This is a genomic window from Devosia sp. GW821-FHT12F11, assembly GCF_058806655.1.
This window is the reverse complement of sequence record NZ_JBXAPX010000005.1, coordinates 26,923-41,048: the sequence shown is the minus strand read 5'-3', so window position 1 is coordinate 41,048 and position 14,126 is coordinate 26,923. Positions and strand designations below refer to the sequence as shown.

At 65.8% G+C, this 14,126-nt stretch carries 12 protein-coding genes; 6 read left to right on the top strand and 6 right to left on the bottom strand.

Translation table 11 applies throughout. The annotated features are described in order from the left end of the window. Window positions 1–56: 56 nt before the first annotated feature. The 4 genes from AC1ROK_RS15555 (at window position 57) to AC1ROK_RS15540 (ending at window position 4,908) form a co-directional block, all read left to right on the top strand. Window positions 57–989, top strand: coding sequence for a carbohydrate ABC transporter permease (locus AC1ROK_RS15555; RefSeq protein WP_492848451.1), 933 nt, complete (start codon window positions 57–59; stop codon window positions 987–989). After that, window positions 989–1,825: a carbohydrate ABC transporter permease gene (locus AC1ROK_RS15550; RefSeq protein WP_492848449.1), complete on the top strand. Its 837-nt coding sequence runs from the start codon at window positions 989–991 to the stop codon at window positions 1,823–1,825. Before AC1ROK_RS15555 ends, AC1ROK_RS15550 begins: the two co-directional genes overlap by 1 nt. A 12-nt stretch (window positions 1,826–1,837) precedes the next feature. Continuing rightward, complete coding sequence (locus AC1ROK_RS15545; RefSeq protein WP_492848447.1) at window positions 1,838–3,763, top strand: glycoside hydrolase family 127 protein; 1,926 nt, start codon at window positions 1,838–1,840, stop codon at window positions 3,761–3,763. A gap of 122 nt (window positions 3,764–3,885) precedes the next feature. Next, window positions 3,886–4,908, top strand: coding sequence for a LacI family DNA-binding transcriptional regulator (locus tag AC1ROK_RS15540; protein WP_492848445.1), 1,023 nt, complete (start codon window positions 3,886–3,888; stop codon window positions 4,906–4,908). A gap of 327 nt (window positions 4,909–5,235) precedes the next feature. Here the strand turns inward: AC1ROK_RS15540 and AC1ROK_RS15535 are convergent, their stop codons facing one another. The 6 genes from AC1ROK_RS15535 to AC1ROK_RS15510 form a co-directional block, all read right to left on the bottom strand. Further along, window positions 5,236–5,949 (bottom strand): outer membrane protein, encoded by a 714-nt coding sequence (locus AC1ROK_RS15535; protein WP_492848444.1) that lies wholly within the window; start codon window positions 5,947–5,949, stop codon window positions 5,236–5,238. Between the two features lie 239 nt (window positions 5,950–6,188). Next, window positions 6,189–7,094, bottom strand: a complete 906-nt coding sequence (locus tag AC1ROK_RS15530) for an N-acetylglucosamine kinase (RefSeq protein WP_492848442.1) — start codon at window positions 7,092–7,094, stop codon at window positions 6,189–6,191. Then, a complete protein-coding gene (locus AC1ROK_RS15525; protein WP_492848440.1) occupies window positions 7,091–8,200 on the bottom strand; it encodes an ABC transporter ATP-binding protein in 1,110 nt (369 codons plus the stop codon). Before AC1ROK_RS15525 ends, AC1ROK_RS15530 begins: the two co-directional genes overlap by 4 nt. 10 nt (window positions 8,201–8,210) lie before the next feature. Beyond that, window positions 8,211–9,062, bottom strand: coding sequence for a carbohydrate ABC transporter permease (locus AC1ROK_RS15520; RefSeq protein WP_492848438.1), 852 nt, complete (start codon window positions 9,060–9,062; stop codon window positions 8,211–8,213). Then, window positions 9,059–9,946, bottom strand: coding sequence for a carbohydrate ABC transporter permease (locus AC1ROK_RS15515; RefSeq protein WP_492848436.1), 888 nt, complete (start codon window positions 9,944–9,946; stop codon window positions 9,059–9,061). Before AC1ROK_RS15515 ends, AC1ROK_RS15520 begins: the two co-directional genes overlap by 4 nt. Before the next feature lie 67 nt (window positions 9,947–10,013). Continuing rightward, window positions 10,014–11,288 (bottom strand): ABC transporter substrate-binding protein, encoded by a 1,275-nt coding sequence (locus tag AC1ROK_RS15510; RefSeq protein WP_492848434.1) that lies wholly within the window; start codon window positions 11,286–11,288, stop codon window positions 10,014–10,016. 218 nt (window positions 11,289–11,506) lie between these two features. On the opposite strand from AC1ROK_RS15510, the gene AC1ROK_RS15505 reads away from it, so the two are divergent. Together AC1ROK_RS15505 and AC1ROK_RS15500 are read left to right on the top strand one after the other, a co-directional pair. After that, on the top strand, window positions 11,507–12,517 hold the full coding sequence (locus tag AC1ROK_RS15505) for an SIS domain-containing protein (RefSeq protein WP_492848432.1): 1,011 nt from the start codon (window positions 11,507–11,509) through the stop codon (window positions 12,515–12,517). 339 nt (window positions 12,518–12,856) lie between these two features. Then, window positions 12,857–14,035 (top strand): ROK family protein, encoded by a 1,179-nt coding sequence (locus AC1ROK_RS15500; RefSeq protein WP_492848430.1) that lies wholly within the window; start codon window positions 12,857–12,859, stop codon window positions 14,033–14,035. Window positions 14,036–14,126: the final 91 nt, after the last annotated feature.

Genomic DNA, 14,126 nt, shown 5'->3' with positions numbered 1-14,126 from the left:
TCGGCGCTTCGGCGCCGGCCCTCGTTGTTTCCACCGAGTCCAGCGATGCCCCAGCGATGACCGACACCACCGTATCCAGGACCATCCCGCGCGCCGGCCGCAAGCCCATCTCGCGCGTTGAACGCCAGCAGTGGCTCGGCCTCGCCTTCATCGCGCCGAGCGTCGCGATGATCACCGTCTTCTTCCTCCTGCCGCTCGGCATGACGGTGTGGATGAGCTTCTACAACTGGCCTCTGCTCGGCAAAGCCAGCTTCATCGGCGGCGACAACTACCTCGAGCTGATAGGCGACCAGCAGCTCTGGCGCAGCCTGGGCTTCACCGCGCTCTACACAGTGCTCGTTACCGTCGCGCTGTTCGCCGTGGCCATGCCGCTGGCCCTGCTGGTGGACAGGCCGCTGCGCGCTGCCGGCCTGTTCCGCACCATCTACTTCATGCCGGTGGTCATCGGCTTCGGAGCCGCCTCGACGCTGTGGATCTGGCTGCTGAACCCCGATAGCGGCGTGTTCGCCAAGCTCCTGCTCGGTCTCGGGCTGATCGACGCTGCACCGCGGCCGCTGGAGCAGTTCTGGCCCGCGATGGGCGTCATCATCCTGATGGTCGTCTGGAAGAGCGCCGGCTTTTCCATGGTGATCCTGCTCACCGGACTGCAGAGCGTGCCCAACGAACTCATCGAAGCCGCCAAGATCGACGGCGCGAGCCCGTGGAGCCGGTTTCGCCTGATCACGCTGCCGCTGATCCGCAACTCGATCCTCCTGGTCCTCGTGCTCAACATCACTTCGTCCATGCTGGCCTTCGACCAGTTCTTCATCATCACCCAGGGCGGACCGCAGAACTCGACCATCTCGGCGGTGTTCTCGATCTTCCTGGCGTCCTTCACCTCCTATCGGCTCGGCTATGGATCGGCCCTGTCGCTGGTGCTGCTGGTGGTGCTCGTAGCCATCAGCTCGATCCAGCTCGCGTTCCTCCGCGGCCGCCCGGAGGAAAGCTGATGCCCATGACGTTATGGCAGCGCCGGGGCCTCTATCTGGCCTGGGTCCTTCTCGCGGTGTTCTTCCTCGGACCAATGGTCTGGTCGATCGCCAACTCGTTCAAGCCCGCCGCGGCGGCTCTGGCGGACCCGGTCTCGCTGTTCTCGGACCGGTTCTCGCTCGAAAACTACGGGCGGCTCCAGACCGTGGGCGCCGGTTGGCACGTCTATGCCACCAACTCGGTGCTGATTGCCTTCGGGACGGTGGCACTCACGCTGCTGATCGCCGTGCCTGCGGGATACGGGTTCTCGAAGTTCAAGTTCCCGGGCCAGCTGGCGCTCTTCGTCGTCGTGATGGCGACGCTGATGATCCCGTTCCAGTCGATCCTGACGCCGCTGTTCCTGGTGCTGAAGTTCCTCAAGCTGCAGAACAGCCAGCTCGGCCTCGTGCTGATCTACACCACGTTTCAGCTGCCATTCTCGATCTTCATGATGCGCAACGCCTTCGACGCCGTACCCAAGGCGCTGGTGGAGGCCGCGCGGATCGACGGGGCTTCGCAATGGACGCTGCTGATCGGCATCATGGTGCCGATCGCCTTCCCGGGTGTCGCCACGGTGGCGCTGTTCGCGTTCCTCAACTCCTGGAACGAGTTCCTCGCCGCGCTGATTTTCCTTTCCGACCAGAACAAGTTCACCCTGCCCATCATGCTCGTGAACGTCTCGTCGGGCCTTTACGGCATCATCGACTGGGGCGCCCTGCAGGCGGGCGTCACCATCACCATGCTTCCCTGCCTCGTCCTCTTCCTGCTGCTGCAGCGCTACTATGTGCGCGGCATGACAGCAGGCGCCGTGAAATAACCCAGAGCCATCATGTCAGACCTATCCAACCCGCCCCGCATCGAACGCTACCTGCCGGCCGACCACACCAAGGTCGATTTCGCCGGCGGCTTCTGGGAAAGCTGGTCCGAAACCGTGCGCAAGGTGACGGTGCCGTCCCAGCACCGGCGGCTCGACGAGGAAGGCTTCCTCGAGGTGCTCAACTTCCGCGATCCGCCGGCGCCCCTCGTGCGGCCGATCCAGCCGAGCGGACTGTCGATGCAGCACTTTTTCGACAGCGATTTCGGCAAATGGATCGAAGCTGCGAGCTACACGCTGCGCAACCACCCCAACCCGGAGCTGGAGCAGAAGATCGACGACATCGTCGACAAGCTTGCTGCCGGGCAACTGCCGGATGGCTATCTCAACTCCTGGTTCATCCGGCGCGAGCCGGACAAGCGCTGGACCAACCTGCGCGACCTGCACGAGATGTACTCGATGGGGCACCTGCTCGAGGGAGCGGTGACCTATTTCGAGGCGACGGGGAAGCGACGCTTCCTCGATGTGATGCTCAAGCTGGTCGACCACATCATCGACACGTTCGGCCCTGAGCCGGGCAAGCGGCAAGGCTACGATGCGCATGAGGAGATCGAGATCGCGCTGATCAGGCTCTACCGCCTGACCAGGGATCCGCGGCACCTCGAGCTGGCGAAGTTCTTCATCGATGCCCGCGGCCAGATGCCGTCCTACTATGACGACGAGGCCCGCCGCCGCGGCGACGATCCCCAGGACTACATCTTCAAGGACTACTCCTACAGCCAGGCCCACATGCCGGTGCGCGAACAGACCGAGGTGACCGGTCACGCCGTGCGGGCGATGTACCTGTTCTCGGCCATGGCCGATGTCGCGGTGGAGACCGGCGACATGTCGTTGCTGGCGGCGTGCAACCGGCTGTTCGACAACCTGACCACCCGCCAGCTCTATGTGACCGGCGGCCTTGGCCCCGCGCATTCCAACGAGGGCTTTACCCGCGAATACGACCTACCCAACGATACGGCCTATGCCGAGACCTGCGCGGCCGTGGCGCTAGCCTTCTGGGGCCACCGCATGGCGCAGATCGACCTCGACGGGCGCTTTACCGACCATGTCGAACTCGTGCTGTTCAACGGCGCTCTCTCGGGCATCTCGCGCGACGGCGAGCACTATTTCTACGACAACGTGCTCGAGAGCCACGGTGAGAACCGGCGCTGGAAATGGCACTATTGCCCGTGCTGCCCGACCAACATCGCGCGCCTGCTCGCATCGCTGGGCAGCTACTTCTACACGACGCGCGGTACTGACCTCGCGATCCACCTCTATGGCGCCAACAAGGCCGAGCTGACCGTCGACGGGCAGAGCGTCGTCGTGACCCAGGCGACGCACTATCCCTGGGACGGCGACGTGCGGATCACCGTCTCGCCCGCTTCCCCCAGGCGCCTGGCGCTCAAGCTCCGGGTGCCGGGCTGGTGCCGCGGTGCGCGGTTCGAGGTCAACGGCGAGCCGGTGCAGCCGGTCGTCACCAAAGGCTATGCGACGATAGAACGCGAGTGGCGGGCGGGCGACGAGATCCGGCTGCATCTGGAGATGCCTGTCGAACGGCTGAGCGCTCACCCGGCGGTGACGCAGGACACCGGCCGCGTCGCGTTGAAGCGCGGCCCGGTCGTCTACTGCCTCGAAGAGGTGGACAACGGGATTGCGCCGCAACGCTTCATCCTGAAGGACGATCCGATCGAAAGCGAGTTCGTGCCAGACCTGCTGGGCGGGGCAGTCGTCCTCACCGGCGAGGCCGAGGTGACGTCCGCCGCCGGCTGGGGCGGTGCGCTCTACCGGTCGGGCCCGCCGTCGCGTGAACCGCGGCGCTTCCGAGCGATTCCATATCACCTTTGGGCCAATCGCGAGGCCGGGGGAATGCAGGTCTGGATCCGTGCGGACGGCGCCTGAGCGCGAAGCAGGTGGATAAGTTCGCCACATGCGCCTGACGCGAGAATTCGGCTCCCCGCGACAGCGCCGCTCGGATAAACAACCAGGGCCGGGCAGCGCGCGGCGATGTTTAGGCAACCACAATGAGCAGCTCGGACCGTCCCAAGACAGCCAGATCGCCGACCCTGGCCGACGTCTCGAAGCGGGCCGGGGTGTCGATGGCGACTGCCTCCAAGGCCCTGAATGGCCGCGACCGCGTCAGCGAGGCGACCCGCCGGCGCGTCGAGCAAGCGGCGCGCGACCTGACCTACACGCACGCCGGCAACGTCCGCCCGTTCCACGGTAAATCAGGAACCGTCGGCCTGTTGACCTCCGATCTGGAGGGGCGCTTCAGCCTGCCGATCCTGATGGCGGCCGAGGATACGTTCGGCGGGGGGCAGGTCTCGGTGTTTCTCTGCGACGCGCGCGGCGACGTGATCCGCGAGAAGCACTACATCAACGAACTGCTCAGCCGAAACGTCGACGCGATCATGGTGGTGGGCAGCAAGACCGACCATCGGCTGCCAATCGCACCCGATCTGCCGGTGCCGGTGGTCTACGTCTACACGCCTTCCGCCGACCCCCGCGATCTGTCGATCACGCCAGACAATGTCGGCGGCGGGCGGCTTGCGATCCAGCATCTGCTGGAGACGGGACGCAGGCGGATCGCGCACATCACGGGCCCGCAGAACGAGCGCGCCAGCATCGACCGCGCCGAAGGCATCCGCAGCGTGCTCAAGGCGCAGAATCTCGAACTCGTTTACGAGACCTCGCATGGCGAATGGACCGAGCGGTGGGGCCGCTCCGCTTGCGCGATGATCCTCGATCAGGGGCTCGAGGTCGACGCGATCATCTGCGACTCCGACCAGATCGCGCGCGGCGCCATCGACGCCCTGCGCGAGCGCGGCAAATCGATCCCGCGCGATGTCGCGATCATGGGTTTTGACAACTGGGACGTGATCGTCGATGGCACCCATCCGACGCTGACCAGCATCGACATGAACCTGACGGTGCTCGGTCAGTTGGCGGCAACGCGGCTCTATGAAGCCATCGATGGCAAGCCGTTGCCGACCGGCATCGTCTACCAGCCCTGCAGGCTGACCATCCGCGCGTCCACCGTCGGGTAGATTTGCCCGCATTCGGGCCGCATGCGGAATGGCGCAAAACCCGGCCTCGGGCTGGTGGATGACGGCCGGCTGTTATCGGGCGACGCGGGGCGCATCGCCGCTCGCACAAAGCCGGGATATCGTCCCGCCCTCGTTGCCGGTGTCCGCGCCGCGGGATCGGTCGCCTCTACCGGCAAACGGGATCTTGCGCTCCTGCACCGCAGGGCAAAATAGAAGTCATTGATCTCCGCGCCGACGCGTCGCGCACTTGCGCCGGGCTCCAAACGACAGGGGCCCGGCAACGCGCCGGGCCCCGTCAGCCGATCCAGGGTCAGGATAGTCCGCGGATCAGAAGTGGTAATTCAGGCCCACCTTGATCTGGTGGAAGGTCGGATGAAGTTCCAGCGTCCCCAAGGTCAGCGGCGCGCTATAGGAATAGTCTTGAGCGCCGAGGTCATAGTACGCGTACTCGGCAAACAGGCCCCAGTTCTCATCGAGCATCTGTTCAACGCCGACACCGGCGACCCAGCCGACATGCGAGTTGGACACCGTCTCGCCGGCCGGAAAAGTCGTGGTGGAGACATTGTTTTCGACCTGTGCCACCGCCACGCCTGCCGTCAGGTAGAACAATGTGTGCTCAACACTGAGCCCGACTCGGCCACGCAAAGTTCCGAACCACGGAATGTTGCTGTTGGAGAACGCATCGATCCCCGGCGCCACATCTTCAATCGGATCGGACTCTCCTGAGGGGCCATTGCCGAAGACATCCGCGACGATGCCAAGCAGCAATGGGCTGCTCGTATCCGTCTTGAAGTCACACCCCGCCTGCAGTCCCACGGGGAACCCCTCGAGCGGCGAGCTGTAATCACTCAATGGCGCCGTTGAAGGCGTGTCTCCGGTCGTCCAACTCACCGGTATGCCGACGTAACAGCCGCTCCATGGCGTGCTCTCCGGCAGAGCCACCTCTTCAGGCAAGGGAACGTAAAGATCAGCTGCCACCGCCGATCCCGCCATCCACAGCCCCGCGCCGACAACCAGCGCACCCAGAACAATACCGCGCATCCAACAAATCTCCTGATCAAGCCCTACCGCAGCTGGGCATGAGACTACGGAAGCTCGGGTTTGCGTCGCATCATTCATCTGGATGAGGTGACCACAGAACGCTCCCTGGCGTTGCGCGTTGGCCACAACCCTCGGGATCCCTCACATTGCCGAGTACTGGTTGTTGCGTTCGCATGACAGACGCACGGCAGTAAGCTGATGGCGCCCTCCCGGCCCCCGACTGATGGTGCAGTGCGCGCCTACCCTTGCAACCGCGCCAGCGAGCAGGCCCCTTCCACCGGCTTGCCGGTGAACAGATGCGGGGTGAGGTGCGGCGCGGTTTCGCTCAGGCCCGTAACGAACGCCGCCCACAAGCTCGGCTGTTCGACGATCACGCTGCCGCCGGCAACCACATGCGATGCCCCGGCGCCGCGCGCGTCGAGCAGGGCGGCGAGTTCGGCCAGCATGCGGCCGCCTTCGCGGATTACCGCCTCTGCCAACTGCGAGCCGCGTTCGGCGGCGGCGAATACCGCCACGGCGTGGACGCCGACCTCGGCAGCCGAGCCGAGCTGGCCCAGCGTGCTGCCGAGCCGCGGGATGGCTTTGACCTCGAGCGAGGCGAGAATGGCTGCGGCCAGCGGCTCGCTGGCATCGCCACCGCGGTCGAAATGCAGCGCCACGGCGCGCACCGCCTGGCGGACCAGGGCGGCGGCGCTGCCCTCGTCGCCGACGATCCAGCCCCAGCCGCCGGCCACCAGCATCCGGTCCGGTGAGGGGCGGCAGACGGCGATCGAGCCGGTGCCGGCCACCACGCCGATCTGCCCGGGGAAACCGAGGGCCAGCGGCATCAGCTCAGCATCGTTCACCACCGCGACCCTGGCAGTCGTTCGCGCGGCGACGGCTTGCTCGAATGCCTTGCACTCCTCGGCGTCGTCGCAGCCATGCGCGCCGATGCCGATGGCGCGGACCGGCGCGCCGCCGGCCAGTTGCGTCACGAGGCCGAGCAGCCCCTCGGCGTCCTCGTTCCAATCGCGCCGGCGCCAGCTCGAACTCGAAACAATCAGGTCGCGATCCCCGCCGGCAGTCGCCGCACGCAAGTGAGTCTTGGTGCCGCCGATATCGATGCCGATCGACAGCGGGGCCGTTTGAGCGCTGGCAAAACTCATGGCTGACCGGCGCTCCCGCGGATGCGCAGGCCATCGCGCTCGAACAGCAGGGCCCGGTCGGCATCGATCCTGAGGCGCACCATGCTGCCGGCCTGCGCCGCATCGCGACGCGCCCGAACCACTACCGGCGTTCCGTCATTGAGGGTGAGGTGCACGAAACTCTCGGCCCCCAGTTCCTCGACCAGGGTGACGCGCGCCTGAAGCTCCAGCTCGCCCTGCGGCGCGCCGTCGGCGACGATGCCGAGATGTTCGGGGCGAACCCCAAGCGTCACCGGCCGCGCAGCGCCCCCGACCCCGCCGATCGGCAGGCTGGCGCTCGCCATCTGCCCGAGCCCGGTGAGCTTGACCGAGTTTGCGTCAGCCCAAGCGAGCTCGGCCGGCAGGAAGTTCATCTTCGGCGAGCCGACAAAGCCGGCGACGAACTGGTTGTCGGGGTCGTCGTAGAGGGTCAGGGGTGGCCCTGCCTGCTGGATGTGGCCGCCGTTCATCACCACCATCTTGTCGGCCAGCGTCATCGCCTCGATCTGGTCGTGCGTCACATAGATCATCGTGGTGCCGAGCCGCTTGTGCAGTTCCGTCAGCTCGGCCCGCATCTGCACCCGCAGTTCCGCATCGAGGTTCGACAGCGGCTCATCGAACAGGAACACCCTGGGCTCGCGCACGATGGCGCGGCCGATGGCGACGCGCTGCTTCTGCCCGCCGGAAAGCTGCCCGGGCTTCCGCCCCAGCAGCTTCTCGAGCTGCAGGATGGTCGCGGCTTCGCTGACCCGCGCGGCGATGAAATCACGCGCCTTGTGCGCCATGCGCAGCCCGAACGAGACGTTCTGGAATGTCGTCATATGCGGATAGAGCGCATAGGACTGGAACACCATCGCCGCGCCGCGATCGGCGGGCTCGACCTCGTTCATCACCTCGCCTTCGATCGAGATGGTGCCGGCGCTGATCTCCTCGAGGCCGGAGATCATGCGCAGCAAGGTGGATTTGCCGCAGCCCGAGGGGCCGACGAACACCACGAACTCGCCCTGTTCGATCTTGAGGTCGACATCTTTGAGGATGCTGACCGAGCCGAAGGATTTCGAGACCGATGAAATATCGAGGAAAGCCATAATTGCTCCTTCAGCCCTTGCTTCCCGACATGGCGATGCCCTGGACGATCTGGCGCTGGAATATGAGAAAGAAGATCAGCGGCGGCACGGCCGCCAAGAGGTTCGCCGTCATCACCGTATCCACCGTGTGGTGCGACAGCGGCGAGTTGAACAGGCCGACGACCTGACCGACCGTGTAGAGCTCTTCCTTGGTGCCCACGATCAGCGGCCACATGTAATTGCCCCAGGTCTGGATGAAGGTGAGGATCGCCAGCGTCACCAGCGCATTGCGGCAGAGCGGCAGCACCACGTGCCAGTAGATCTGGAAGTGCCCTGCCCCATCGAGCCGCGCCGCTTCGATCATGTCCTTGGGGATGGCGCGCATGAACTGCACCAGCATGAAGAGGCCGAATGCCGAAGCGAGCCCCGGCACCACGAGCCCCTCCATGGTGTTGAGCCAGCCCAGCCGCGAGGTCAGCACATAGGTCGGGATGATGGTCACCGCGGTCGGCACCATCAGCGCCAGCAGCACCACGCCGAACAGGAGCTTACGGCCCGGAAAATCGAACAGCGAGAACTCGAACGCCGCGAGCGAGCCGACCAGCAGCACGCCGGCAATCGTAAGCAGTGCATAGAGGATCGAGATGCCGTAGGCCCTGAGGTAGCCGGTTTGGGCAAAGATGGTCTGGATCTTGTCGATGCCGGCGCTGAGCGAGGTCGGCCACAACCGCGGGTTGAGCGACACCGGCTCGCCGGCCTGGGCGAACACCACGTTGATCATCCACCAGATCGGAAACACCGCTAGGAGCGCGATGGCGATGGCGAGCACCCATTTGAGCGCGGTCCACACGGTGAAGCGGCGCAGCTTGCGCATCGTGCTCATCGGCGTTCACTCCAGGCGCGCAGGCCAAACATCACGCCGGTGACGACGACGATGGCGATGGTGAGCAGGAACCCATAGGCGGCGGCTTCGCCGAACTTCACCCCGCCAAAGGCCCGCCCCATCATGTCCATGACCGGGAACAGCAGCGCATTGCGCCGGCCGCCATAGGAGGTGAAGGACGAGCCGGTCAGCAGCCAGGGCTTGTCGAACACCTGCATGGCCGAGATCAGCCCATAGGTGAGCACGAAGAACAGCACCGGCCACAGCATCGGGATGGTGATGTGTGTGAGCTGCTGGCGCTTGCTCGCCCCATCGAGCCGCGCCGCCTCGTAGAGCTCGGTGGGGATGTTCTTCAGCCCGGCGAGGATGATGACCATGTTGAAACCGGCCGACACCCAGATATCCACGGCGATCAGCGCGTAGAGCATGGTGTCGGTATCGTTGAGGAAATTGACCGAGGGGATGCCGAACCAGCCCAGGACGATGTTCAGCAGGCCAAAGTTCGGCGCGTAGATCCAGCGCCAGATGGTCGCCGCGAGGAAGGCCGGCAGCACCACCGGCATGAAATAGGCGTTGCGGAAGAAGTTCGACCAGCGCCCGGTGAAACTGTCGACGAGGAGCGCAAGACCCAGCGCCACGAGGATGCCGAGCGGCACGGTGATAGCGATATAGGCAGCGAGGTTCCCCATGGCGCGGGAGAAATCGCGCGAGGCGAGGATCTTGGTATAGTTGGCGGCGCCGACGAACTCGGGCGCCTTGACGCCGTTCCAATCGTGGAAGCTGTAATAGAGGCCGCTGAGGATCGGATAGAGGAAGAACACCGCGAACAGCACCATGAATGGTGCAATCATCAGGTAATGCGGCAGGTAGCGGCGGAACGGCATTAACGGCCCCCTCGGTGGGCCGCGGCTGACGAGGGCCAGCCGCGGCACAATGGCGTGACGTGGCGGCTTACTGCGCCATGCACTCGTTGAGGGCGGCGATCATTTCCCTGGCGCCCTCGGCCGGCGTGTAATCGCCATCCGCGGTGGCCGAGGCATAGTCGATCACCGTCGAGTTGTAGCAGCTGGGGATCGAGCCGACGAAATACGGCGCCGCGACTTCCATCGCGCCATGCGCGGCATCCACCGAGACCTTGATCAGCGGCAGGGCCGAGACATCGGGGTCGGCCATGGCGGCGGCGTTGGCGTTGTAGCGGGCAAGGAGCTTCGCCCAGCGTGCCATCTGCGCCTTTTCGGTGATGAAGGCGGCGAACTGGAAGGCGATCTCCTGGTTCTTGCCCGGCGCCACAGCGACGATCTCATAGCTGCGGATGCCGCCGGTCTTGCCGGCCGTATCGCCCGGGATCAGCACGAAATCGTATTTGAGCCCGCTGGCCTTGGCCGCTTCGTCATAGGTGGGGTTCACCCATGGGCCGATGGTGTGGAAGGCCAGCTGGTTGGAAATGAACAGGTCCTTGGTCGCCTGGTCGTTGCGGCTGGTGCCGGTATTGAGCGGCACCATGTCGACAAACTTCTGCAGCACGGTGGTCATGGTGGCTTCGTCGATCCGCGTCTTGCGGTTGGCCCAGTCGAAGCCCCAGGTCTCGGTGCTGCCGGTGGTCGCATAGATCTCAGCGATCGAGTTGAACACCAGCGTTTCGTCCGGGATGGCATACATGCCGGCAGCCTTGACCTTCTGCATCTGCTCGAACCACTCGGCCCAGGTGGCGGGCGGCGTCGCGGGGTCGATGCCGGCTTTCTCGAGCACGGTCAGGTTGCGGAACAGGAGCGAACCGAACCCGGTATAGGGCAGGCAGTAAAGCTCGTCCGGCTTGGGCATGCAGCTCGCCAGCGCATCCTTGTCGAACTGGGCGCGCTGCGCTTCCGGCAGCGCCATGAACTGGCTGTAGATATTGGCCATGGCGCCGACATCGACCAGCTGCGCGCCGACCGACTGGGCGTTCATATAGACATCGGGAACCGTGCCGCTGGCGGCGCCCGCCACCTGCCCGGCCGTCAGGTCGTCATCGCCCTTGCCGCTGATATTGATCGTGACGCCCGGGTGCGCGTCGGTGAATTCCTTGATGAACTCCTGCTGCATCGCCAAGGCATCGCCCTGCGCGAAATCGGAGTAGACCCAGTATTCCAGCGTTACGTCCTCTGCCATTGCCGCGCCGGCGAACCCGACGGCGATCAAGGCGCTCGCTGCCGTCAGGGCAGCCCGAAATGCTTTGCTCGTCTTCATGATACCTCCTGTGCCGTCACCCTGCGGCGCCACGCGCCCCTCCAGAGTTAGCGGTTAGGCAGGTTAACTAATAAAACGGCGGGATCAAGCCCCGGCTCCGCGAAATCAGGCGCAAATTTGCGCTTGCCAGAAAGTAAGGCTGCTATACTAATGCGCACCCATCTGGCGCGATCTCCTTCGTTACGCGCCCTTATACCAAGCCCTTTATGGAGACGACGATGCCGGCACGCGTGCCCTTCCGCGACGCAATCGACCTGGAACCGCAGGCGCTGCGCAATGTCCTGGGCAGCACCAGCGCGGCGCTTGACGCGGCCGATCTCACGGCGCTGAAGAGCGGCACGATCGGGCTGATCGGCATCGGCGCCAGCCTCTATGCCGGCATCGCTGCTGCCGCGCAGCTCCGCGCCCAGGGCCGCCGCGCCATCGCGCTGGCCGGCGGTGAGCTCTATGACCCCGGCGTCGACGCCGCCGACGCCTATGTGGCGATCTCCGCCTCCGGCCGTAGCGTCGAGCCGGCCAAAGCAGCCGCGCTCCGCCCCAGGGCCATCACCTTCGGCATCGCCCAATCGGCCGATACGCCGATGCGGGCCTCGGTCGGCCAGATGCTCGGCACCGGCAGCGGCATCGATAGCGGCCCCAACACCACCAGCTATCTGGGCTCGCTCATGGCGCTCGGGCTCATCGCCGAACGCGTCGGCACGCCGTCGGGCTTTGACTGGACGACGATCGGCGACCTGCTCGAGACGACCCGCGCCTCGACCGCCGCGGCCGTGGCGCGGGCAGGCAAGCTGCTCGCCGGCAAGCGCGCGCTCGATTGCGTCGGCGCCAATGTCGCCTGCGGCACGGCGGGCTATGCCGCCCTCCTGCTGCGCGAAGCGGTGCGCGTGCCCGCGCAGAACTGGGACACCCTCAACTTCCTCCACGGCCCGATGGAGCCCAACGATGCCGGCACCGGCGTCATCGTTTATGGCGACGGGCGCGAAGTGCAGCTGGCCCAGGACCTCGCCGGCTTCGGCATCGCCACGGTGCTGATCACCAGCAGCGCCATCGCCGAGCGCGACAACCTCGTGGTGATCCGCATCCCCAGCACATCCAATGGCCTCGCCACCGCCATCCTCGCATCGCTGCCAACCCAGCTGATCATCGCCGACCTCGCCGAAGCCGCCGGCCTGCCGGTCTGCGTGTTCCGCTATCGGCAGACGGATACGAAGCTGCCTGAACCCGCCTGAGATGCAGGTGAGCCACTGGCCGCAGAGTGAGCGCCTTCTCCCCTTGTGGGAGAAGGTGGCCGACAGGCCGGATAAGGGGGTCCGCGCAACGAAGTGTAGCGCGCTCCGAGCGGAGCGAGGAGCGATCCAGTACGTGGAGAGATACCCCTCATCCGCCCTTCGGGCACCTTCTCCCACAAGGGAGAAGGTAAGGGGGTGGCAGTTGCGGCAGACATGTCCCGCCCCAGAACCTGTTACTCCCCGCCCTAACCCCCCTTCTGCCCCAACCCCCGTTCGTGACATGACAACATGGAACGGACTAGGCTTGATCCAAATGGCTCTGCTGACGGTGTGTCGGTCTTGAACGTAGCTTTCACCACGCCCCCTGCCCCTTTGACCGAAAGCGCCCGCGCGGTGTTTCGGCGGATCATCCTGCTCGGCCGCGCCACCCGGCCGATGCTCGGGAGCCTCCTCGATTTTTCAAAGCCCACCATGTCGGCGGCCATCCTCGAGCTCAGCGAGCTCGGGCTGGTGCAGCCGGTCGGCACCACGCAGGGCGCCAGCGGCCGCAAGGCGACGGTCTATGGGCTCGGGCGCGAGGCCGGCTACGTCATCGGCGTCGACGCCGGCGCGACGCAGGTGCGTGCCGTGGCCCAGACGCTCGATGGCACCGTCTTGGCCGAGATCGAGCAGACCCCTTCCGCCGAAGCCGTGCACCTCAACGCCGAGACCGGCAAGGCGATCCGCACCATCCTGAAGCGCCTGCGCCAGAACACCAGCGCGCACGGCCCGCTCCGCGCCGTCTCGGTGGCCGTGCCGGTGATCGTCTCGAAGAACCGCCCCGAGCTCGCCTATCGCGCCGATCTCGATGTGGTCCGCGACGCGATCGGCGATTTCGGCGATGCGCCGGTGGTGTTCGAGAACAACGTCAACTGCGCCACCATTGCCGAGCTCGATCGCGGCGGCGCCCAGGGCCGGCGCTCCTTTGCTTACCTGCAGGTCGGCGTGAAACTCGGCCTCGGGCTGGTGCATGACGGGCGGCTGTTCCGTGGCGCCAACGGCGCTGCCGGCGAAGTCGCCCGCCTGCCCTTCCCCTGGTCCGAGACCAGCGCGCCGCAGCGCAGCGGCCTCGAGGATTATCTCGGCTCGCACGCCCTGATGCAGCGCGTCCGCGACGATTGGACCGACCGGAGCGAGCCGCCCCAGACGGCGCGCGAACTGTTCGAACTGGCCGCCAACGGCTCCAGGGCCGCCCGCCGCCACGTCGAGAAACACGCCATCGACATCGGCCGCATCGCCGCCTCGGTGGTCAGCATTTTCGACCCCGGCCTCATCGTCATGGGCGGCGGCGTCGGCCAGAACGAACTGCTGCTGCCATGGGTCCGCGACGTCATCGCCGAACTCACCTGGCAAACCGAAGTCACCACCAGCCAGCTCCCCGCCCGCGGTACGGTGCTGGGCGCATCGCAACTGGCGGTGCGCGAGGCGGTGCAGCTACTGACCGGGACCGAGCACCTGCCGGTTTACGGCGAGGAGTAGGCTGCGAGCCCGGCTGTTACCGCGCGAAGCGCGGCGCATCGCCGCTCTCACAAATCAGGGAAATCGTCCCGCACTGGGTGTGACCGCTGGC